The sequence below is a fragment of the Bacillus sp. T3 genome, from assembly GCF_033449965.1.
In the GTDB taxonomy this organism is placed as follows: domain Bacteria; phylum Bacillota; class Bacilli; order Bacillales; family Cytobacillaceae; genus Bacillus_BU.
This window is the reverse complement of the sequence record NZ_CP137761.1, coordinates 615,001-638,477: the sequence shown is the minus strand read 5'-3', so window position 1 is coordinate 638,477 and position 23,477 is coordinate 615,001. Positions and strand designations below refer to the sequence as shown.

General features: G+C 35.4%; 22 protein-coding genes and 1 pseudogene. 13 read left to right on the top strand and 10 right to left on the bottom strand.

Going from position 1 to position 23,477, the window contains the following annotated elements; all coding sequences use genetic code 11:
- Positions 1-90: 90 nt before the first annotated feature.
- The 3 genes from RGF10_RS03235 to RGF10_RS03225 form a co-directional block, all read right to left on the bottom strand.
- A complete protein-coding gene (locus RGF10_RS03235; protein WP_318507236.1) occupies positions 91-639 on the bottom strand; it encodes an N-acetylglucosaminidase in 549 nt (182 codons plus the stop codon).
- Between the two features lie 134 nt (positions 640-773).
- Positions 774-2,804, bottom strand: a complete 2,031-nt coding sequence (locus RGF10_RS03230) for a hypothetical protein (protein WP_318507233.1) — start codon at positions 2,802-2,804, stop codon at positions 774-776.
- A 391-nt stretch (positions 2,805-3,195) separates the two neighbouring features.
- Positions 3,196-5,292, bottom strand: a complete 2,097-nt coding sequence (locus RGF10_RS03225; protein ID WP_318507231.1) for an LTA synthase family protein — start codon at positions 5,290-5,292, stop codon at positions 3,196-3,198.
- Between the two features lie 318 nt (positions 5,293-5,610).
- Here RGF10_RS03225 and wecB point away from each other — a divergent pair, with 318 nt between their 5' ends.
- Positions 5,611-6,756, top strand: coding sequence for a non-hydrolyzing UDP-N-acetylglucosamine 2-epimerase (gene wecB / locus RGF10_RS03220; protein ID WP_318507229.1), 1,146 nt, complete (start codon positions 5,611-5,613; stop codon positions 6,754-6,756).
- A 130-nt stretch (positions 6,757-6,886) separates the two neighbouring features.
- Here the strand turns inward: wecB and galU are convergent.
- Together galU and RGF10_RS03210 are read right to left on the bottom strand one after the other, a co-directional pair.
- A pseudogene (gene galU / locus RGF10_RS03215) lies at positions 6,887-7,763 on the bottom strand (UTP--glucose-1-phosphate uridylyltransferase GalU).
- Between the two features lie 459 nt (positions 7,764-8,222).
- A complete protein-coding gene (locus RGF10_RS03210; protein ID WP_318507226.1) occupies positions 8,223-9,398 on the bottom strand; it encodes a galactokinase in 1,176 nt (391 codons plus the stop codon).
- 214 nt (positions 9,399-9,612) lie between these two features.
- On the opposite strand from RGF10_RS03210, the gene RGF10_RS03205 reads away from it, so the two are divergent.
- Positions 9,613-9,903, top strand: coding sequence for an autorepressor SdpR family transcription factor (locus RGF10_RS03205; protein ID WP_318507223.1), 291 nt, complete (start codon positions 9,613-9,615; stop codon positions 9,901-9,903).
- The gene (locus tag RGF10_RS03200) at positions 9,900-10,532 is read left to right on the top strand and encodes an SdpI family protein (RefSeq protein ID WP_318507221.1); all 633 of its coding nucleotides are present in this window, start codon (positions 9,900-9,902) and stop codon (positions 10,530-10,532) included. Before RGF10_RS03205 ends, RGF10_RS03200 begins: the two co-directional genes overlap by 4 nt.
- A 92-nt stretch (positions 10,533-10,624) precedes the next feature.
- On the opposite strand, the gene RGF10_RS03195 is transcribed toward RGF10_RS03200, so the two are convergent.
- A complete protein-coding gene (locus tag RGF10_RS03195) occupies positions 10,625-11,080 on the bottom strand; it encodes a hypothetical protein (RefSeq protein ID WP_318507219.1) in 456 nt (151 codons plus the stop codon).
- A gap of 219 nt (positions 11,081-11,299) precedes the next feature.
- Between RGF10_RS03195 and RGF10_RS03190 the strand changes: the two genes are divergently transcribed.
- The gene (locus tag RGF10_RS03190) at positions 11,300-12,238 is read left to right on the top strand and encodes an LCP family glycopolymer transferase (RefSeq protein ID WP_318507216.1); all 939 of its coding nucleotides are present in this window, start codon (positions 11,300-11,302) and stop codon (positions 12,236-12,238) included.
- Positions 12,239-12,354: 116 nt separating this feature from the next.
- Here the strand turns inward: RGF10_RS03190 and RGF10_RS03185 are convergent, their stop codons facing one another.
- A complete protein-coding gene (locus tag RGF10_RS03185) occupies positions 12,355-12,810 on the bottom strand; it encodes a hypothetical protein (RefSeq protein ID WP_318507214.1) in 456 nt (151 codons plus the stop codon).
- Positions 12,811-13,100: 290 nt separating this feature from the next.
- Here RGF10_RS03185 and RGF10_RS03180 point away from each other — a divergent pair, with 290 nt between their 5' ends.
- From RGF10_RS03180 to RGF10_RS03140, 9 genes are all read left to right on the top strand, one after another.
- Positions 13,101-13,361 (top strand): metal-sensitive transcriptional regulator, encoded by a 261-nt coding sequence (locus tag RGF10_RS03180; RefSeq protein ID WP_318507211.1) that lies wholly within the window; start codon positions 13,101-13,103, stop codon positions 13,359-13,361.
- A gap of 125 nt (positions 13,362-13,486) precedes the next feature.
- A complete protein-coding gene (locus RGF10_RS03175; RefSeq protein WP_318507209.1) occupies positions 13,487-13,846 on the top strand; it encodes a rhodanese-like domain-containing protein in 360 nt (119 codons plus the stop codon).
- 132 nt (positions 13,847-13,978) lie between these two features.
- Positions 13,979-14,365 (top strand): rhodanese-like domain-containing protein, encoded by a 387-nt coding sequence (locus tag RGF10_RS03170; protein WP_318507207.1) that lies wholly within the window; start codon positions 13,979-13,981, stop codon positions 14,363-14,365.
- 201 nt (positions 14,366-14,566) lie between these two features.
- Complete coding sequence (locus RGF10_RS03165; RefSeq protein ID WP_318507206.1) at positions 14,567-15,346, top strand: SGNH/GDSL hydrolase family protein; 780 nt, start codon at positions 14,567-14,569, stop codon at positions 15,344-15,346.
- A gap of 244 nt (positions 15,347-15,590) precedes the next feature.
- The gene (locus RGF10_RS03160; protein ID WP_318507205.1) at positions 15,591-17,381 is read left to right on the top strand and encodes a diguanylate cyclase; all 1,791 of its coding nucleotides are present in this window, start codon (positions 15,591-15,593) and stop codon (positions 17,379-17,381) included.
- 125 nt (positions 17,382-17,506) lie between these two features.
- Positions 17,507-18,439, top strand: coding sequence for a PAS domain-containing protein (locus RGF10_RS03155; protein WP_318507203.1), 933 nt, complete (start codon positions 17,507-17,509; stop codon positions 18,437-18,439).
- 31 nt (positions 18,440-18,470) lie between these two features.
- Positions 18,471-19,592 (top strand): putative bifunctional diguanylate cyclase/phosphodiesterase, encoded by a 1,122-nt coding sequence (locus RGF10_RS03150; RefSeq protein ID WP_318507202.1) that lies wholly within the window; start codon positions 18,471-18,473, stop codon positions 19,590-19,592.
- Positions 19,593-19,738: 146 nt separating this feature from the next.
- Positions 19,739-20,170 carry an Hsp20/alpha crystallin family protein gene (locus RGF10_RS03145; RefSeq protein ID WP_318507200.1) on the top strand — a complete coding sequence of 144 codons (432 nt, stop codon included), beginning with the start codon at positions 19,739-19,741 and terminating at the stop codon, positions 20,168-20,170.
- Positions 20,171-20,463: 293 nt separating this feature from the next.
- On the top strand, positions 20,464-20,682 hold the full coding sequence (locus RGF10_RS03140; RefSeq protein ID WP_318507199.1) for a hypothetical protein: 219 nt from the start codon (positions 20,464-20,466) through the stop codon (positions 20,680-20,682).
- 61 nt (positions 20,683-20,743) lie between these two features.
- On the opposite strand, the gene RGF10_RS03135 is transcribed toward RGF10_RS03140, so the two are convergent.
- The 3 genes from RGF10_RS03135 to RGF10_RS03125 all read right to left on the bottom strand — a co-directional run bounded on the left by RGF10_RS03135 (position 20,744) and on the right by RGF10_RS03125 (position 23,313).
- Positions 20,744-22,258 (bottom strand): YifB family Mg chelatase-like AAA ATPase, encoded by a 1,515-nt coding sequence (locus RGF10_RS03135; protein ID WP_318507197.1) that lies wholly within the window; start codon positions 22,256-22,258, stop codon positions 20,744-20,746.
- Positions 22,255-22,815, bottom strand: coding sequence for a transposase (locus RGF10_RS03130; RefSeq protein ID WP_318507195.1), 561 nt, complete (start codon positions 22,813-22,815; stop codon positions 22,255-22,257). The genes RGF10_RS03135 and RGF10_RS03130 overlap by 4 nt, the downstream gene beginning before the upstream one ends.
- A 120-nt stretch (positions 22,816-22,935) precedes the next feature.
- On the bottom strand, positions 22,936-23,313 hold the full coding sequence (locus RGF10_RS03125) for a PH domain-containing protein (RefSeq protein ID WP_318507193.1): 378 nt from the start codon (positions 23,311-23,313) through the stop codon (positions 22,936-22,938).
- Positions 23,314-23,477: the final 164 nt, after the last annotated feature.

Sequence of the window (23,477 nt, the reverse complement as noted above, 5' to 3'; positions counted from 1 at the left end):
GAAGCTTATTTATATTAGAAACAAAGGCTGCCTCAAAGTTATCTATCAATAACTTTAAGGCAGCCCTTTTAACTAAATGTTTATATTATTTTATTTAAATTTAGGTATTTCTAAATATATGGTAAATGGTTGAATTTTATATACTTCATACATCGTATTGACTTGTTTATATGCCCAACCAATATCTGATGCATACTGATGGCTAGCGGTGCCTTTAGTAGCCATAAATTCCGGATTCCAGCGCATTTCATATAATGTATTTTGAACTGTATTAGTGTAGTTATTACCTGACAAATAACTATTGTCAATAAATGCAGCACCACCCACAATTGCATCATATGGAGTAAACCAACCTTTTTCATAAGCTGTTTTTGCCCCGTTCCCAATTGGATTGGAATCAATCGCCCCGATGCCATACATATTATAAACAATTTTCCCATTATATTCTATACCTTTAGCCAGTGTGGAAGTTCCGTTTCCAGTTTCTAACAAAGTATGAGCCATTAAATACACTTCATTTATCCCATACTTTTTTCCAGCATCTATAAATGCCTGACCTTGATTTTCTAATATTCCTTTTCCTTTAAGGTATATATTTAAGGTCTCAGCAGACACTCCACTCAATTTTGTTAGATTCATAAATTGCAGTCTTTGCTTCTCATCATTTACAAATTTAACTGGATCTAAATAATATGATACATCTGAGGATGTTGCATTACGCCAACTACCGTAACTTATTCTGCACCATCCATCATTACTTTCTTCTAAGATAGTTAATAGTGCTCCTTTTTTTCTGTACCATAAATATGACTAGCAGTACTCTTTTCTGATCTAACACTAAGCGAATCAGCTGTTACTTCACCAAGTCTTAATATTGTTGCAAGTGTACTATGCACATACAAAACTTTTCCATTGTATTCTATTTTATACCACCTTGTACTACCCGAAACTATATCTCCTGTAACATTATCATCCAACATTTTAAATAAAGTACCTTTTCCAACGTTAACATCAATGCTACTATTCAAGGTTGGAGAAGTTCTAAGGTTTACACCGTTTCCACTTATGGAGCCCCCATTAAACACATTGATATATTGACTACTTACATAAGCAGGGGCAGCGCTATATTTATCAGTCTGTGGTGCAACTTTCATTTGCATATTTACTGCATCGGTCAACGTAATGTTATACATATTGTAGTTAATGAATAATCCAACATCTACAAATGGCTTATTAGTAGGACCAGGGGCTGCTCCACCCTTTGCTACTAAAACAACCTCAAATGCTTCCAGGCGCTTCGATAGTCCCTGTGTACCTGCAGATTCGCCATTTTTAGCCCAATCTAGCCAACCATAGCTTTCCGCGTGAACACGGTAATATACATCAAAACGTTCTGCCATTTCACCAGTCAAGTTTAATTGGATAGCTTCTAGACGTTTACTTTGACCAGATGTTCCTGATAATGCACCATTGGATACATTATTTAACCAGCCATAATCTTGAACATGAGTTCTGTAAGAAATCCCACCTGGATAGGGAGCATTTTTTAATGAAATCTTTACGGCTTCCATTCGTTTCGCTTGTCCTACAGTTCCTGACGTTTTTCCATTAGACACATCTGCTAGCCAACCATAATCTTGAACATGGCTTGAGTAAACAACAGATGGATCAACAATAAATGGTTTATTAATTGGACCAGGGGCTGCTCCACCCTTTTCAACTAATACAACCTCAATTGCTTCCAGGCGCTTCGATAGTCCCTGTGTACCAGCAGATTCGCCGTTTTTAGCCCAATCTAGCCAACCATAGCTCTCCGCGTGAACACGGTAATATACATCGAAATGTTCTGCCATTTCACCAGTTAGGTTGATTTTAATCGCTTCTAATCTTTTACTTTCTCCGGATGTGCCAGATAGTGCACCATTTGATACATCACTTAACCAGCCATAGCCTTGTACATGGGTTGAGTAAGAAATACTTCCTGCAAATGGAGCATTTTCTAATGAAATCTTAATGGCTTCCAATCGCTTCGCTTGTCCTACCGTTCCTGACATTACTCCATTAGAGACCTGACCTAACCAACCGTAATCTTGAACATGGGTTGAGTAACTAATAATAGGGGTGGGGTTTATTGATAAAGTTCGAACTGAAGTAACTTCTTCTGTTATTTGGCTGGAATTTTCCACCTTTTCTATTGAACTATCATTGGAAGATACAACATTTCCTACCGAATCAACATTAGAATTTAATGAATTATATTCTTCTTCAGTAATCACAATTTTTTGGTTATTCTCATTAGTTGAATAGTATATTTTACCCTCATTTTGAATCACAGTACCATTTTCATCAACTGTCTTTATTTCTTCAATAGAAGTTCCGTTTTCGTTTTCCGCAACAACTGATACTTGCTCATTTAATTCTAGCGGTTTAACTTCTAATACTTTAAATGAATCTGATAAAGCTAATCTATATTTTATACTTTCAGTTTCAGATATAGCTAATTCATTTAGTTCATTGTTAACCTCTAAGGTTATATTTTCAATTTGAATTGTCGAATCTTTTTGTATTTCCAATTTACCATTTAAAGATGATTTTGATTCATCAGTCCACCCAGTTAAAATTAATTTTGCATTTTCATTAATTACGATTTCCTGTTCTCCACCACCATAATAAATGAAATAATAATTAAAGTCTTCTTCAACACTTCCTATTTGGGAACCTTCAATTGCATAAGCAACACTTTCTTGTGAAAGAACCGTGGATCCCATTAATAGCATTCCTACTAGAACTAGATTTCCTTTCATTTATACTACTCCTTATATATTATTTATATATAAAAAAACAAATACTAACTTAACTCGACAATTTTCAAGTAATAATACTATTAGTCTAGCATAAAAAACCAATTAGAAAACTATTATTATATTACTAATTTTTATTTTTAAAAATAGCTTAGGACCATATCAGCACTCCAAAAGTATTGGTTCTTTCACTCAAATTGATCTCTTGTGTTTTGAAAAGCTAGCTATAATCTCATATTTGTTACTAAACAAAAAAACTGTAGACAAACTCGAAATTAATCGAATTGTCTACAGTATAATAGTTAAGCGCTAATCTTAAGCCATTTTTATTTACTATGTTAGATTTGGATCCAGATTATCGATCAGTCGCCATAATCTGATAGATAGGGCAATTTTATTTTATAACATACTCATTACTCTTTAACAAAATAGAACCATTTGAATCAACAATTTTTATTAATATCTTTATTTCCCCTCCATTTTCGGCAGAATAAGGGACATGTATTTCTGAATCAGTGACCATGTCCTTCTCAAATTTATCCCCATTTACATACACATTCGAAAATTTTGTAAAGTATTCACCCTTAATTATCAAGGATTCACCCTGCGCAGTTTTTTCAATAGAAGCCTGTCTTATCTTTGGATTTGCATGTCCCAACCTAAAATTTTTGTTAGAATTTAATGTTTCTTTATTAACTCCATACATTTCACCAAATAACACATCGTATTGTAATAGGTTCAAATCATTAAAAACTTGTAAATCCATTTTTTCTTTCTTCAAAAAATCACTTCTAGGGACATTTTTTAATGTACCATTATTAAATTTTGAAATTAGATAATTTGTAAGATTATTACCTTCTATTCCAGCTCTATCCAATAAAATAGGCCCTAGTAGTATTGTTCCAATATTATTATTATTTTTTTTACCAGAAAAATTGTCCCAAATAATGTATGGAGTAGAATACATATTTATGTAATCTTGGTATGTATTATCATTTTGAAAATACCCTGATTCTCGGTAAACCTGATAGTCTTCTCCAAGTAAAGGTAAATGATCGCCAAAAAAGACAACAATCGTTTTCTTTTGCATACTATCAATTTCCGTTATAAGTCTTTTTAGTTGCTTGTCGACTTCAGTTAAATTATCAGAATACACTTCAAGGATGTTTTCCGACTCTTTAGAAAATCCCTTTTTAGAATTTAATAGGTCTACCTCTATGTTAGCAAATGGTTTTTTCTCATCTGTACTATACGGCCCATGGTTTTGAGTAGAAACAGCAAAAATAAAATTTGGTTTTTCATTATTATTATTTAATTTTTTCAAAATCTGATCAGTTAAAGTTTGATCATGTATATAAGGATTACCATCAATTACATTGTCCATAAACTCTAGACTAATAAAATTATCAAACCCAAAGAGTTTGTATACTTGTGATCTATTATAAAACCAATGGTGCCATGTATGAATTGCAGTTGTATCATAACCATATTTTTTCAAAATAAATGGTATCGAAGGTATCGGTTTTTTTACATATTGTAAATATGCAATAGAACCAGCAGGTAAAAGCTGCATGGAAATACTCGTCAAGAATTCCATCTCCGTATTAACTGTTGATCCACCAAAAACAGGAACATTCAAATACCCAGAGCTTTGAACTTCCTGTAATTGACGAAAAAATGGGATAGGATCTTTATTAAATTGTACATTTTCAAGACGAACTGGATCCCAAAAAGCTTCACTCATTAACACGATAATATTAGGTTTTTCCTTTTCATTTCCTTCTTTTAAAACGGTTACATCTTCTATTATTTTTTCAAGTGTTTTTTTTGAATAACCTTTAGGCATTTCTATCGACAGCCATTTTAAATTAATTATAAAACTGGCAACAACACCATCGTGCTGATATGTCATTTTTTGGTCCCATGGAAAATATTCTACGTTTAGTTTCTCCTTAAGAAACGTATTAGTATTTTTGGTCTCATTATTAAAAATAAACACAAAGATGATAAAAATTAAGGCAGATACAAATATCGGAATTTTATTCAGACTCTTTTGATTAGGTACCCTGTATATTATATATACAATTAATGCTGCAACCACTAAAAAGACTATAGACAACACCATCAATAAATTTTCCGAAAAGAAATCTAGCATATTAAAAGCTTCTGCTCCAAGAATTAGATCAGAAGGTAACACAGGCTCTCCTCTTATTTCTTGTTTTAAATTACATGCAATTGCCAAAAGAAATAAAGGAATTGTAAATAAAAATGAAAAGAAAACCCATAGTTTCCTTTTGAATAACTGTAAGGAATAGAAAAATAAAAAAAGGATGATAAAGTTATACCAAAATTGTTTTGGGAATTCCTTAAGCCAAGTTATGGAATCAAAGATGCTTCCACGATACATCCATTCAACACTAAAAATAATCAAACATACCTGAATAATAGTTATTAATAAGGATAATAGCATTTGTTTAATTATTAGGTTCATTTTTCTGTCCTTTCAACCTATTTTCCTCACAATTAATATTTTTTCAAGTGGGACTCCCTCCCAAAAAACTTAAACTAAGTGAACTTAAATAAAAGCTGAATATGTTTTATTACTCTTTGTTATCTCTTTTAATATTTCCAAATGGGTGTCAATCAAAACACCATAAGGTATAATAGGTAATTAAAATAGGATCCTTTTATCTTCTTGCTTATGTTGGTTTGGTTATATACAATATTCAAGAACTATCAGATAATCATTAAGTAATTTATTAAAATGGTTTGTAAACACAAAAATTTTTCTTAAAATTTGGAGGATAGGATGAGTAGTAAAATAAAGGTAATGACGGTATTTGGAACGAGACCAGAGGCTATAAAAATGGCACCACTTGTGAAAGAATTAGAAAAACATCATAAACAAATTGAGTCCATCGTAACAGTTACAGCACAACATCGTGAAATGCTAGATCAAGTCTTGAATATTTTTGACATAGTACCTAATTACGATTTAAATGTCATGAAGGATAGACAAACTCTTATCGACGTCACTACTAAATGTTTAGAAGGTCTAAATAAGGTAATTCAGGAAGAAAAACCTGATATTGTATTAGTACATGGGGATACTTCAACTACGTTTGTAGCAAGTCTGGCTGCATTTTATAATTCCACAAAAATAGGACATGTTGAAGCTGGTCTTCGGACAAGGAATAAATATTCCCCTTATCCAGAAGAAATGAATCGGCAATTAACCGGTGTACTAGCTGACCTTCATTTTGCACCAACTAGTCAATCTAAGGAAAATCTAGTATCGGAAAATAAAAATGGCGACTTTATATTCATTACTGGAAATACTGCAATAGATGCTTTACAAACCACAGTCAAACTCAATTATTCACATCCGATTTTAGAGAAAGTTGGAGATGATCGATTAGTATTATTGACTGCTCATCGTCGAGAAAACACGGGGAAACCAATGGAGAACATGTTTAATGCGATAAAACGTTTGACTGAAAAACACAATGATATCCAGGTAGTTTATCCTGTACATATGAATCCTGTTGTACGTGAGATTGCTAATAGAATACTTGGTAAAAACGACCGCATTCACCTTATTGAACCGTTAGATGTTATTGATTTCCATAACTTCGCTTCAAGAGCATACTTGATATTAACTGATTCTGGTGGTGTACAAGAAGAAGCACCCTCCTTAGGCGTTCCCGTCTTAGTATTAAGGGATACTACTGAACGTCCAGAGGGAGTTGAAGCTGGAACATTAAAGCTTGCTGGAACAGATGAAGAAACTATTTTCAGGCTCGCTGATGAACTACTGTCGAATATAAATATTCACAATAAAATGGCGAAAGCCTCTAATCCATATGGAGATGGCCAAGCATCGAAAAGAATTGTCGATATTATTCTATATCACTTTGGATACAAAGAGGAAAAAACTAATGATTTTGGTGATTGAAAGTAATTTACCATTTTACAAAGATTTTTCATATAGTAGAAATATTGGTTTTAATTGATTTCTGCATGCAATTCAATAAAAAGCCTATACTCGGTTAATTAACAGGAGTATAGGCTTTTTATTGGTTTTATTATTGATTTTCGCGTAGTTTTTTTTCCATAAATCTCAACAAATCTTCACGCAGTTCTTCCTTTTCTAAAGCAAATTCAATTGTTGTTTCAATAAAGCCTAGTTTCTCACCTACATCATACCGGTTGCCTTCAAATTCATATGCAAATACACGTTGTATTTTATTTAACTTTTCAATCGCATCTGTGAGCTGAATTTCTCCACCAGCCCCTACCTCCTGATTATCTAAAAACATAAAGATTTCTGGTGAAAACACGTATCTCCCAATAATCGCCAGGTCAGATGGTGCAGTCCCTAACGCAGGCTTTTCTACAAAATTCCGCACTTGGAAGGAACGTCCCATTTGTTCAATTGGATTTATTATTCCATACCGATTCGTTTCATCTTCCGGAACTCTTTTTACACCAATAATAGAGGAATGTGTTCGATTGTATTCATCCATTAGTTGTTTTAAACAAGGTGTTTCAGCTTGAACAATATCATCACCTAAAAGAACAGCAAATGGCTCATCTCCAATAAAGTTTCGGGCACACCACACCGCATGACCTAATCCTCTTGGCTCTTTTTGTCTTATATAGTGAATATCTACCATTTTAGAAGTTTCTTGTACCGCTTCTAATAATTCTAATTTTCCCTTATCCAATAAGTTCTGTTCTAATTCAAAAGCATTGTCAAAATGATCCTCAATGGCTCTCTTCCCTTTTCCAGGTAACAATTATTATATCTTCAATTCCTGATTCAATTGCTTCTTCTACAATGTACTGAATGGTTGGTTTATCAACAATTGGCAGCATCTCTTTTGGCATTGCTTTTGTAGCTGGTAAAAACCTCGTACCGAGACCAGCTGCTGGAATAATCGCTTTTCGCACTCTTTTCACTTTTTACCCTCCATTTGCAATTATCAAATATACTTCAAAAAAATATTTTCATTATCATTTTTTTCCTTTTTATATCAAAAATTATTTCATAAGACAAGAATTTATACAACCTAGTATTTCTTTTATCTACGAAAATTCCAACTCCCTATTGTAAAAAATCACTTTTACAGGATGTATTCATTTCTATTCTCGAGCTCCCGACATATTGCTACATTATACAAACAGGATATTCATTTAAACAGATTGGGAAAATTTTGTTCTAAATGGAGGTCAGGGAAAGAGGATAAAATCAATCATGCCAATGCCTATGGCTAATTTGCGTTTCAATCGATTTTCTGTAAGTGAAAAATCGATCGAAGGGGTAAACGAAATGGGTCTCGCATTAATGGCCGTGAATTTAGAAAATTGAAAAAACCCCTCATTCTTATTATTAAGAGGGGTTTACCATATATAGTTATTTTAAGTCTCTAGATTCACTTCTCTTACTCCATCACCAATTGATGTGACATAGAAATCAACATCATAGCCCAGTCTCATTCGATAAGCATCATTAACGTGCTCCATAAATTGGTCGACCTCGCTAGTCTCGACAAGGGCAATGGCACTGCCTCCCATTCCGATACCCGTCATTTTAGCTCCAAGTACTCCAGGTTGCCGCCAGGATGCTTCAACAAGTGTATCCAACTCCACACCTGTAACTTCATAGTGATTCCGTAATGAAATGTGTGATTGATTTAACAAGCTTCCAAACGCAGGAAGATTCCCTCGTTTTATCTCCTTAATCGCCAATAATGTCCGTGCATTTTCAGAGACCACGTGTTGGACCCTCTTCTTTAGTATATCAGTAGGAATTAAGTGCTTAGAGTTTTCGAATTGCTCTAAATTTAAATCGCTAAGTGACAATATATTTATCGCACCTTGCAAATGACGAAGTGCATGCTCACATTCGTCTCGTCGTTGGTTATAGATAGAAGCTGCCTGCTCACTAGGCTTGTTTGTATTCATTAAGATAATTTTATAATGTTCTAATTTTAATGGGATATAATCGAAGGCTAATGTGTGGCAATCCAAGAGGATTGCATGGTTCATTTTTCCTTTTGCTACTATGAATGGATCCATTATTCCATTTATTGCGCCATTTATTTCTTGCTCAGCGGCTCTCCCTGCATTAATGAGTTCCAACCGAGGGATGTGCAACTGAGATAATTTATTAGCGATTTCTCCTACTAGCATCAGTAATGATGCCGAAGAAGAGACTCCTGCACGCTGCGGTATATTCCCGGAAACAAGCAGATCAAATCCTTCATTTATTTTATGGCCCTCTTGCTGCAAAATGGATAGAATTCTTTTCGGATAATTTACCCAACCATGGCTTGGTAAAAAATCCAGGTCATCCAGTGTGAATTGTATCATGCCTTGCTCTGAAAAATTTTTCGAATACAAACGAACTAATCGATCAGTCCGCTTGCTTACAGCGCCATATGTTCCGAGTGTAATGGCACAAGGTAATATATGACCACCATTGTATTCAGTATGCTCTCCTAATAAGTTTATACGACCAGGAGAAAAGAAATAATGATCAGCTTCTTGTGAAAAAGAAGTCTGGAAGTCTGATGCAAGGGCGCGAAAATTCACATGAACCACTCCTCAATAAAGAGATTGTTAGTGCCATAAACCCTTTCCACCTATAAGCGTAGTAAAAGTTAGTGAGTCCGTCAATGAAAATATTGATAAATACCCTAATTAATTCCTTTTTTCCATTAAAGCAACGGCAGTTGAATCTAAACACAAAATAGTTTAATATTTAGTTAAATAACTAAATACTTATTAGCGAAAGGAGACGGGTCAGTTGAATTCTACCTTTAAAGCTTTATCAGATCCAACCCGACGGCAAATTCTTGATTTGTTGAAGGAAAAGGATCTAACTGCTGGTGAAATATCAGATCACTTTCAAATGTCAAAGCCGAGTATTTCCCAGCATTTAAAAATCTTAAAGCATGCTGAGTTAATCCAGGATGAAAAAAATGGACAATACATTATCTATTCATTAAATACAACCGTGTTTCAGGATTTACTTAACTGGGTCTTTCATTTTACAAAACCTTCACATCAGGATAAAAAGGAGGATAAATATAAATGAAGAAACACATCATTCCCATTTCCATTATTGCCTTAACAATATTAATTTGGATTATTACTTACTCGAAGCTTCCGAGCGAGCTCCCCGTTCATTGGAATTTCAATGGAGAAGTTGATGGATACTCTTCAAAACTAAATGCCATGCTCACTCAGGTAGCTATTATGGTGCTTATATATGTTTCAATTGCCTTTTTGCCTAAAATTGATCCACGAAAAAAGAATTACAAATACTTCTCTAGTAGTTATCAATTGATCTATAATGCACTGTTAGGTATTTTCTTTGCATTGAATGTACTAATGATACTTTATGGCTTAGGCTATGATATTCCTATGTCCGCCCTCGGAACCGTCATCATCGGCGTGATTTTTATCGTGTTGGGCAATGTAATGCAACGGATTCGTTCAAACTTTTTCCTTGGACTTCGGACACCATGGACTCTCAGTAATGATGAGGTATGGAAAAAAACGCATCGTTTTGGTGGAAAGCTATTCTTTGGATGCGGAATCATTCTCTTATTATCAACCTTTTTGTCAGGAGTATTAAAACAGACAATCATCATCGCCGTACTTGCAGTAGTCATCGTCGCACCTTATCTATATTCCTACTGGCAATTTAAAAAGTTATCGTAGAAACTTTAAAAGAGAACATCGTGCAAATGATGAGTTCCCATGTAGTCGGCTAACAATTCATTCATTCGATGTTCTCTTATTATTTTGCTCAATTAAAGCTGCTTGCCATTCTTTTTAGCATTTGCATCAAGCATTGCCCCAAGACCTATTCCTATTATTAAACCGAACGATACAGAGTAAATATGTACGAACATAAACGCTAACCCGAAAATTAATCCTAGAACAAGCCATTGATTGATATATTGCCTTTCTTCTACTAAACCATGGTCCTTCTTTAAATGTGTCAAAACTTTTTTCAAATCAGCTTTAAATTTTTTCAAATCGACTGGCTTTCCTTTTATCATGTCTTCTGTGGTACCAAGTAACTGATCAATACTCTGCTTATTTTCTTCACATTTTTTGCAGTTTTCGTGTGAAAAGCCTTCTACTCTCTCAATCATTTTTGGCAAGAAATTTATTTTATATTTTCTCATCGTACTATAATTCAAACTTTGTTTGTTCCGCTCCGCTTTTCCAATGGCTGTTTTATACCATTTTGATTTTTCCATTTGTCATCCCCCGATAACACCAAATATTTTCAAAAAATAAATAAACAATAGATGAAACAGACTGAATACATTTAACGCCAAATAAATAGTAGCATATTTTTTGTCAAAATTTGAGGATAAAACCTTTGCTAAAAGAATTCCCTGTATTCAACCGTATTTTTTTTTGGTATTGTATGAAATAGAAAATAATTGTCAATTCATTTGGAGGTTTCTTAAAACATGGCACGTTCGAAGACTCGCAAGCCTTTATGGCTTAAAGTGACGACTATCGTCGCTTTAGTTTTATTTATTGGAATTGCAATCTATGGATTTATATTCTACCGGTCACTTTCATCCGCTTTAAATGATATCCATGAACCAATCGACCGAAAATCGGATAAGCGAGTGGAGGAAGTTACACTTGAGAAGAAACAACCATTCTCCGTATTAATGCTTGGTGTTGATGAGCGGAAAGGTGACCGTGGACGTTCAGATACTATGATTGTTTTAACGGTTAATCCAAATCAAAACTCAGTCAAAATGCTGAGTATTCCTCGTGATACTCGGACGGAAATTGTTGGACACGGGACTGTGGATAAAATCAATCATGCGTATGCATTTGGCGGACCAGAAATGTCGATGGACTCAGTCGAAAACTTCCTTGATATTCCAATTGATTACTATATGAAAATTAATATGGAAGGTTTCCAAGAAATTGTTGAAGCAGTTGGCGGTGTTACAGTTAATAACAACCTTGATTTTACGTACGGTGGTTCTCATTTCCCAGTCGGTGAAATAACATTGGACGGCTCAAATGCACTAGATTATATTCAAATGCGTAAACAGGATCCAAATGGAGATTTTCGCCGGCAGCAGCGTCAGCGTCTTGTTATCCAAGGAGTGATTCGTAAAGGCGCAAGCTTAAACTCCATCACAAATTTCGGTTCTATTTTCGAGGCATTAGGCAGCAATGTTAAAACTAACTTAACCTTTAGTGAAATGGTTGAAATTCAAAAGAATTACAAGAGTGCCAGTCAGAATATTGAGCACGTAACCATTTCTGGTAAAGGAACAATGATTGATGGAATCTATTATCTACAAGTTCCTGATCAAGAAAAACAAAGAGTCCAAGATATTATGAAGAATCATTTGGAATTAACAAAAGCTGATCAGCAATAATAAAAAAGAAGCCATCGGCCCACTTTAATGAGGTTCGATGGTTTTTTTGATTGGTTACGATATCGTTGAGTGGTATTCTAGGTTGGACGTCACATAACGAATTACATGTTTGCTGCCTAATCTAAATTATAATCCCAAAGCATCCGCCACTCCCCTTTCTCTTGAACAACATAACATGGGTGCTCAATCGTAAATTTCCCGAATTTCGTTTGGAACGTTTGATACACAATGACCTCTTGTACGTTTTTCAATGTTGGGCTGTCCGATTGTGCTTTCCATTCATCGTGTTCTTTTGTATCGCCCAACTCAAAGGTAAAAGTTTTCGTATCCAGATCCTGCATAAATACATGTGCTCGCCCCTGAATGTATTGATCTTTATTAAAGCGCTGCTTCATTTGTGAATGAAATAATTCCCAAGAACTCCCAAAATCACCTTCTTGTTCAAACTCAAAAAACTGCTCAACAAGTTTTTCCGGCTCGCTTTTCATTGTCCCCATTAAACTGGCCACTGCAATTCCAATTACAGCCATCGTAATCGCTATTAATAAGAGTGGTTTATTCCGTCTTCTCACATCGCATCACCTTGTACTATGTATATTTAGGCGGAGAGTAAATATGATTGGGTCGTTTTTAGAGCATTCATTTTTAACTAGAGAACTCCCCACTATTTACCAAAACGGTAAGTTCGGCATTCATATAATTATTTACCTACCAACGCGGCGATAATTTTACTATATATATAAACTTTATAGTCAGTTTAATTTTTTAAAAAACTCGATTGACACTATACCCTTTAGGGTATAATATAAATCTAGTTCTATTTTTTAACACCATGATACATTCTATGTAAGGAGGAAAAAATATGGATTATAATGATAAAATTAAAAACCGTGTAAAACGGATCGAAGGTCAATTACGCGGAATTTTGAGAATGATGGAAGAAGATAAGGATTGTAAAGAAGTCATCACTCAGCTCTCAGCTGCAAGAACAGCGATTGACCGCACGATTGGTGTAGTCGTCAGCTCTAATCTAATAAAATGTGTAAAAGATGCCGAAACGCAGGGGCAGGATGCAGAAGAATTAGTGAAAGAAGCAGTCGAGTTACTTGTAAAAAGCCGTTAACACGCGATCCGCTTTGACATGCTTGTGTAAAAAAGGAGATACTCCTTTTTATTTTCCACCATTAATACCTATAGGGGTTTGTGTATTTATAAAAGAATCCGCATTTTAAGGAGGAAGAATCAACAATGGATTTAGTCAATTACGCTATTATGGGAGTTTTTATCATCTTGTTAATTCTTAGATTAATGCCGACAAAAGGCGTGAAACAAATAACTACTGCTCAATTAAAAGACTACTTGCAAAATAAAGATGTTCAATTTATCGATGTCCGTACCCCTGGTGAATACAAAGGAAACCACATTCGCCAGTTTAAGAATATTCCACTGCACCATTTAGCTCAAAGCACACACCAGTTATCGTCTGACAAAGAGGTGGTTGTCATTTGTCAGAGTGGAATGCGAAGCAATAAGGCTAGCTCGCTATTAAAGAAGGCTGGTTTTAAAAACGTAACAAATGTCCGAGGAGGAATGAGTGCTTGGCACTAGAATTTGGTGAATTTATTCTGAAACATTACCCTTCCTACGTAAAAGTGTAGGAATATTTACATGGCTAAATTGAGATAGAGTTTATACAATGGCTATAAAAGACTGAATTTACATGATGGAGTGGATTTGCAGATGATGAAAAAATTATTAGTTGGGTTGATTGTGTTATTATTTATTGGTTTTATAGGTTTTCAATTTATGGATAGTTCCGCTGAAATTAGCAATATTTCAACTGATGAACTGGCTAAAAAGCTTGAAAGTGGCGATAATCAGGGCGTGTACATTGATGTCCGTGAGCCGGATGAATATGCCGCAGGACATATTCCGGGAATTATAAATCTTCCTCTGAGTACTTTAAGTGAAGAAAGTGCTAATTTCCCGAAAGACTCAGAAGTGGTTATAATTTGTCGAAGCGGGAACCGTAGTATGCAGGCCGCAGAGAAGCTGAGAGATTTTGGGTTTACGAAGCTCGTTAATGTCCAGGGCGGCATGAACGATTGGAATGGAGAAATTGAGTAATGATTTGAAACAGTGTCTATGCACATTTTAGACGCTGTTTTTTATTTTATACGTCTCCTTTTTCTCGGACTAGTATGAATAAATGTAATTGCTATTAAATGCAGTATTTGTCATAATTGAAATTGGTAAATTTATGATTTTATTCCATTTTCCGAAGAAATATTTTTAAGTTTTACATAGACAATGGTGGAGGTAGATTGATTGAAAACTATTTTAACTATGCTATATGGAATTATCTGTATTGCGTTTATTGGTTTTAGTCATTTTTGGTGGAATGAAAAAACAACTGTACTCCAAGCAGCAGAACTTAGTAATGGTCTATCGAACCAGGCTATTGTCCAGCAGGAGACGATTGACCATCTCCTTCCGCTTACAGAAAATTGGCCTGATACAAGCGTTGAAAATCTTAAAAAAGCCATTAAAGAACAAAGACCGTTCAAAATTGTCATAGCTGGTTCCGATGTATTAGGAGGCGAAACTGGGTGGGCTCAAGCAACTAAAGCAAAATTACTTGAAGCATATGGGAAAGAAAACCTCACCGTTGAAATTAGAGAGTATAATGGCACCTCAGATGTTTTTATTGCAGAAAACAAACAATTTGAACTTGCAGATTTACATGCGGACTTACTATTATTTGAGCCATTTATTTTAAAAAATAATGGATATATTTCTATTGATACTACTCTTGCAAACTTAACGACAACATTAGAAAACATTAAGCAAGTTTCTCCTGCTATTGATGTCATTTTAATGCCGGCTAATCCAATTTATAATGCTAAATATTATCCAGTACAAATTGCATCATTAAAACAATACGCAGAGGAAAACCATCTGGTTTACTTGGACCATTGGAGTATGTGGCCAGATCCTAATACTGAAGATATTAAAGAATACTTAACTCCAGATCAATCTCAGCCCAATGATCTGGGGCATAAGCTTTGGAGCGAATTTGTAAGTGCATATTTGATTAGTAAGCACTAGTAATAGTGTTATATTTGAACCGGCTCTCCTATTTTTGGAGAGCCTTATTAATCGCAATTATATGTTTTCATATATATTCGGAAATTCTGACTTAATCCTGTCAAAAACACAACATTTTTAACATTGTTAAAACGTCTATAATAGAAGTTATGAGGATGCGTTCAGACTTAACTAAAAGGTTTAAGTATCATGCCTTTCTACCGTCAGGCCTTTCTCAATACTTCTATAATAGTGAGTGATTACTGTGGACATAAGATTGGATATTACTAGAACCTATACAGTCCTTGTCTCGTTAATTGGAATTTTGGCTTTTTTGTTAATGGAACCTTTCCATTTTTTGAATGCGTTTAATTCTTTTCTCACGTATGCTATACTTGGAGCTATTTTGCTCTTGAGTCACTTTACCATTACAATTGCACCTTATGAAAAAACAATTTCGATGGATTCAGCTATTTACTTATCCACACTATTTTTAAACGGTCCTATGTTTACACTACATATTTTGCTTTTTCACTATATCATTTACGGAATATGGAAAAGAGAAACTGAATGGTGGAAGCATGTTTTTAATTTTGCGACCTATACATTAATGCTCATTGTTGCTTATTTTATTTTTATTCTCTTTGGAGGAGACATCGGAGGAATCACCTCCTCCAATTTAATGCCGTATGTACTATCTTTAAGTAGCTATTTTTTCACAAACATGTTCCTTTCAAGTATTTATTTATTTTTATCAAAAGAAGAAGATAAACTTAGCATTAAGAATGAATTTTTTAAAAACAAATCGTTTTTGATTAGCTATTCTTTTACACTTTTACTTTCCATTGTCCTTGGGATTTTAATCGAGCATGAAGGTGTTTTTGGATTATTTCTGTTTATCTGTATTTCTTTGCTTGTTTCCTTTGCTTTCAGCCATAGTTTCCAACTTTTTCAAAGTGCCACTAGCAAAGCTAGAATAGATTTTTTAACAGGCCTAAACAATCACGGTAGTTTCAAAGAGATTCTAGAGAAGGAAATAGAATTGGCGAAACAGATGAATCAACCATTAAGTTTAGCACTCCTCGATCTTGATGATTTTAAAAAATATAATGATTTATATGGGCATATCCAAGGGGATGTTCTTTTAAAAACGTTTGGCACATTGATTGAATCTTATGCTTCCTCTAAGCAATTCATTACTGCTCGTTATGGTGGTGAGGAGTTCGTCATTCTAATGCCGAACACTAAAAGTCAGGGAGCTTTTTTCTATGTAAACCAGGTTCGAAGAAGCGTTAATAATACATATATTGAAGGAGTCGAAGCACTCCCATATGGCTGTTTATCTTTTTCAGCTGGTATTGCAGAGCTGGAACAAGGGACCTATAACAGTTCAGAGTTATTACATAAAGCAGATCAAGCGATGTATCGTTCCAAGGCACAGGGGAAAAATATGGTCCAAATTTTCCAGGAAAAGTTAGCGAGAACTCAATTTGTTATTGATGAAGAGCTGGAAAAAGCGGAGCAGCAATTGTCTCTGTTTCTGTCAAAGGATGTTCATACATATCGACATAGCAAACGTGTGTGTCAGTATGCTTTTGATTTTGCACAAATGCTTAAGCTAGCTGAACATGAGCGAAATATTCTTGTGTTGGGTGCATTAGTCCATGATATAGGCAAGCTGGAAGTACCCAAATATTTGTTATTAAAAAAGGGAAAACTTGAGTCCTCAGAATGGGACATAGTTAAAGACCATGTTGTCTTTGGGAAAGATATCATTTCCACCAATAAAAGTTGGGCTGAGGTTTTGCCTTTAGTTGAGCTCCACCACGAACGGTTTGATGGTCTTGGCTACCCTTACGGTTTAAAGGGAGAGAACATTCCAAAATTAGCCAGGATTTTGTGCATCCTTGACTCATTTGATGCGATGACCTCAGAAAGACCGTACCAAAGAATTAAAACTTTTGAAGAAGCCATTGACGAACTGCAAAGGTGTACCGGTAAACAATTTGACCCTAAATTCGTTAAACCCTTCATCCAAATGATCAAAACACTTTAGTAGAGTGGGGGACAGTCCCTCGATGCTTTAAAGCGGTAAACCTTTTTTGCGGATTTCTATAGGTAATATCTTAATTTTATTTGGGAATGTTATGTTTAGGTGTTCATTATAGGAGGATTTTGTTTGTGAGTAAGGAATCTTTTTTTCAGGATAATACATATTATAAAGACGTATTGGATTTGTTAGATATAGCTTTTTGGTCAGTAGATATGATATCTGGAAACATTTTTCTTTCTAAGGGCGCTGAATCGCTTTTGGGGATTCCAAGAGCGGATTTTGAGAAAAACCCGAACCTTCTTAAGGAAATCATCCATCCAGAGGATCAATATATTTTCGACCTTGTAGCGGACAAATTACAATCAGGTATGAGTAATGAGCACGAATTTCGTGTCATTAAACAAAATGGTGAAATTCGCTGGATTCGAGGACACTCATCTTCCTTCAAAAAAACGGAAATGAATATTGAGCTTTTCTACGGAATTATTTTTGACATTACCGGTTTTATTAGGGAACAGACAGAGTTAAAAAATCGGAATGGTTCGCTTGAAAACTTAATTAATGAGGTCAATATTGTAGTTTGGAATGCAAATCTTATCACCAACGAGACCGTCTACTCACCAAGTGCCATGAATATTTATGGTATTTCTCATGAGGAATTTAGAAAGAACCCGCAATTATGGAAGGAACTTATTCATCCGGACGATAGAGTTATTACAGAAAAAAACGATGCCCTTCTCATTTCAGGAAGAAAGGTTACATGTAAATATAGAATTATTCGACCATGCGATGGAGAGATTCGCTGGATTGAAGACAGAGCCATTCCTTCTTTCGATCAGAATGGAAGGTTAACTTCATTTTTTGGTGTAAAAATCGATGTAACACATCGCAAGCTATCAGAGGAGAAAATCAATAAATTAACTTTTTATGACGTTTTAACGGGTATTCCAAATAATATCTTTCTTGAGAACTATTTAACTGATATGGCTAGCAAAAAAAGTACAAATGATTTCTTTGCATTCTTACTTTTAAACTTTGACCAGGTTCAAACACATCAATGAATCTTATGGACATCAATTTGGCGATATGTTAATGACTAAAGCCGTTGGTAGAATTCAATCGATTATTCCTAATAACGGGTTATTGTGCAGAGAGGTTGGCGATGAGTTTACTATTATTCTGAATGATGTAACGAAGGATCAGATTGAATTCTTTTGCCTCGAATTACTAAATTTGTTTCAAGATCCTTTTTTGATTAAAGGGATAGAAGTTTATACCTCTATTAGCATTGGTATTAGTGATTTTCCATCGTTGCATATAGATAGGAAGCATCTTATTAATCAAGCATATTATGCGATGCATATTGCCAAGGAAAACGGCAAGAATACGTTTTACTTTTATGATAAAAAAGATGAAATTAGTAAGTATAAAATTGAGACAGAAAATGAGTTAAAAAAGGCCCTAAAGAATAAGGATTTTATCCTTCACTATCAGCCACTTTATCATTTGCAAACAGGAAAAATATCGGGAATGGAAGCTTTGGTTCGCTGGCAGCATCCGCTAAAAGGGTTCATTCCACCATCAGATTTTATCCCATCTGCTGAGAAATCAGATTTAATCGTTGCCCTTGGGGAATGGGTTCTGTGTGAAGCTTGTGAACAGACTAAAAGACTGCAGGATCTCGGCTGTGGACCACTAACTGTTTCCGTCAATGTGTCAACGCGGCAGTTCTATGATAAAGATTTTGTTAAAAAACTAAAGCGAATCCTTGAAAAGACTGGGCTCAAGCCAAATTATTTAGAGCTTGAACTAACTGAAAGTATAATGCATAACATTGAGACTACGAAGCCAATTATTAAGGAAATAAAAATGCTTGGGATTAAAATTGCCATTGACGATTTTGGCACAGGATTTTCCTCATTAAGTATTTTAAAGCATATGCCTTTAGACAAATTAAAAATTGATAAATCGTTTACTGATGATATTGGCACGACGAAGGAGCCTCTTGTTAAATCGATTATTGATCTTGGTGTAAACCTAAATATGGACGTTGTCGCTGAAGGAATTGAAACAGAAGAACAAGCTCTATTTTTAAAAGAAAATCACTGTGATATTGGACAAGGGTATTTGTTTAGCAAGCCGCTTCCATTTGAGGAATTGGAAATGTTATTAAAGGCGAACTATTCGGCAGCAGACTGTCCAGTTCACACCTAAATTCTTGGTCTAAGCTTGTAGTTATCAAGTGATAGCCACTGTCAGCAATGTTTTTTTTCTAATAGTTATTGTTTGAAGTCGTTTTTTGTTAGGAGTAGAATAAAAGTGTAAGATATGACAATTGCATAGGAAAGGAGGAATCAAGAATGACCAATCGATCATTACGAAGACGAAATCGTGAATTTGGTGAGATGTGGGATTCTTTCAACGATTTCTTCGGTGATCATTTCCTTGCATCTGTCCGCGGTGACATCCATCAATTCCGTACTGACATTAAAGATTCTGGAGATCATTATGTCATTGAGGCAGAAATGCCTGGCTTCGAAAAGGAAGCGATCAACATTGATTATGAACACAATTATTTAACGATTTCTGCAAAACGTGAAACGAACAGCACTGATGAAAAGGAAAACTTCATCCGTCAAGAGAGACACTATGGCGAGTTTGTGCGTCGGTTCTTTGTTGAAGACATTGATGAAAACAAAATCGAGGCTACCTTCACCAATGGTGTGCTTACCCTCAACTGTCCAAAACGGCAGTTAACTGGAACTGAGCATAAACGGATTGAAATCCACTAGCAAAATGTGTTTTAAATGAAAATGTGCTGAATCTACTACTACACCTCTCCTTTTACGACCGCACTCATTGAAAAATGAGAAGCGGTCTTTTTATTTATTTAACACTTTAACGTGATGGGGGACAGTCCCCCATCGCGGTAGTACGGTAAAGTGACAATGAATTGTCACAAAAATTCAAAATCTTTTTATTTTTTCTATGATTAAACTCACATACATTTTATATCTGATAATTTAAACTATTTAAAAAAGGGTTAGTTCGGAATTTAAATTATTATGAGAGGAGTATTAAAAGCATGATAGATTGGACGAATCCAATGAATAATGGTAATGGACTTGGTGAGGAATGGGGACCATATTCTCCACACCTTTATAATAGAGGGAATATAAGCTTCCTAAGTAAAGACTTTCCAAATGTACACTATTCGACTTCACCCCATTACCGGGATGGGGGACTATCACCGCGGGGATTGTTGCCAAGGGCTTTAATCGGTCATAGTGATTTGGATGGATAAGTTTTTTTCAATCAAGCAAAGAAAATGCCGCGGCAGCGTGCTCTGTTGCGGCATTATATTTTTACCTAATATCTATATTGGAAGCTGCTCGTAGTTTTATTGCTTCATATAGGTGTGTATCGGTGATCTTGTCGATTTTATCAAGATCGGCAATAGTTCGTGCTAGACGGATAAATTTTATTTGAACTCGATTTCTCCAGTTGCGCTTTAACGACAATTCTTGAAGATTTTGGAGTTGTCCTTGGGTTAATGGTTGATCTTTAATAAGAGTTTCAAAAGGTACTTTACTGTTCGTCATTTCCATTCCATAACGATGATATTGGCGTTCCCTAGCCTCAATAACTCTTTTTTGAACCTGTTCAGAATTCTCCTGTTTTTGGAGGATTGCCTTCCTCATATCAATCGCTTTTAAATTGATGTAAATATCAAAACGGTCCCTGATTGGGCCAGATAATTTGTTTTGATAAGCTACAACTTCTTTATTTGTACAAACACAATAGTGTGTGTTTGCACCACTATAACCACATGGACAAGGATTCATTGCTCCAATAAGAATAAATGCGGCTGGAAAAGATAATGTTGAACGGGCTCGGGCTATAGTTACATTCCCACATTCTATTGGCTGCCGAAGCATTTCAAGTGTTTTCCTTGTAAATTCAGCAATTTCGTCCAGAAACAACACGCCTCGATGGGCTAAAGAAATTTCACCTGGTTTCGGAATCTGTCCTCCACCGATGATCGAAATTCCAGATGCAGAATGATGTGGATTTCGAAACGGAGGGTTTTCATGGTCAATGATTGACGCCCCAGCTAATTGGTATAAACTAATCATTTCAAGTTGGGCATCCCTACTTAATGGCGGAAGAATAGACGGGAAGCTTTCTGCTAGCATACTTTTTCCGCACCCAGGGGGCCCAGTCATAAGCATATGATGTTCGCCTGCCGCAGCAACTTCCATTGCGTATTTTGGGTACGCATGTCCGATAATTTGTTGAAAAAAAAATCGTGACGAGGAAGGCATGGGATGTTTTCGCTCTATTTTGGATGTATGTTCTGTTTCTATTGGTGCTCCTAATAGATGCTGAATAACTTCTATTAAAGAGGATACATATATGATATTTATTTTTTCAAAGTGAAGGGTTGGCAGTGTTTCATCATATGGAATATATAATACTTTGAAATCTAATTTTTTTGCTGCCAATATCGCAGGGAGCATACCTACAGTGGGCTGGATGTTCCCGTCAAGCGAAAGTGCACCAATAAATCCGATTTGATCAAGATCTTGAATAGTTAAAAGGTTTAATGCCTTTAGTATCCCAATTGCAATGGGAAGGTCAAATTGTGGGCCATTTTTTCTAAGCTCTGATGGTGATAGATTAATCATGATTTTTTGACCGTTTATCGAGTATCCTGCTGAATAGAGAGCAGCAGCAACACGCCTTTTCGATTCTCTTACCGAGGCATCTGGTAAGCCAACGATTGTGATCGATTCCAGACCAAGTTGTGCATGGACCTCAACTTGAATACGGTACCCTTCAAGCCCTTTAAGTCCGACGCTTGAAACAAATGAGTTCACAGGATTTCCTCCTCCTCATCAGACTCTTCCTTTTCTACAAATTCACGGTAAGTTTGGTATGTTGGGGAAGAAAAAAATGACAGGGTTTTTGTTGGATCGATGAGGGGATTTTCTGTGAGGCCCAAGTATGCTGAGTAGCTGCTCCATGGGTAATCTTCTGCTTTTTGAACCATTTTCGCTTCAAGCGGATTGCGATGGATATAGCGGTTTACAATTAAAAAATATCTTTGAGATATAATGATCTTGGAGCCGTATCGACCTTGGAAAACATGTCCATCTGTATCTAGTTTTTTATTAAGGTAAATAGCGTAAATCGTGTGGATTTTTTGGATTATTTCTGGGATGTAGTTTTCCGGTGTTTCAAGCTGGAGATGGAGATGATTAGTCATCAAACAGTAGGAATGTAACGTAAATGGATACTTTTCGCGGACATCTTCGAGGATTTCAAGATATTTAATGTAATCTTCCTCTTCATGGAAAATCTCGGCATGCCTATTACCGCGGGCTGTAATATGACAAGCCGTTCCCGGGTACCACTCGCGGGGCTTTCTTGACATAAAGCTACCTCCTTTATCAGTTCTATTGCTATCATAAAATAACATACAACCGCAGTCAAATAAGAGCCTCAGTTTAACGCATTAAAGCATTGGGGGACAGACCCCCAATGCTTTAATGCGTTACTTTGCTACATAGGTTGCTAGGGTTTTTTGGACGTCGAAGATGCTTTTGTCCTTTTTGAATTGCTTGAGAATGGGTTCTTCCCATCCGGAAATCCAAATTTTTAGTTCTGCATCTAGGTCGAAGGTCCCTGCTGTTTCACAGCTGAAGTGTGTAATGCTTTTATATGGGATTGAATGATATTCGACCTTTTTACCAGTCATCCCCTGTTTATCAATTAGGATCATTCTTAAATTGGTGAACACCAATAAATCTCTTACCAGCTTATAGGCCTTTTCGACTCTCTCGTTATCCGTTACGATCATTTCGAGTTCTTTTCCAACTGCTTCTGCTTCTATTTCAGATACATTTCCGATAAAACCATCTAATATTCCCATTGGTCAATACTCCTTCGCTTTTTACTTATTAACATTATCAACTTTAAATTTCGGCCTTTTTGGAAATGCTCATAATACTCTTCTTTATTTTTATATTAGCATTGAAATGAGGTCAATTGAATAGGTAGGATATAATGTTTCGATTCCGCATACCGAGGTTGCTC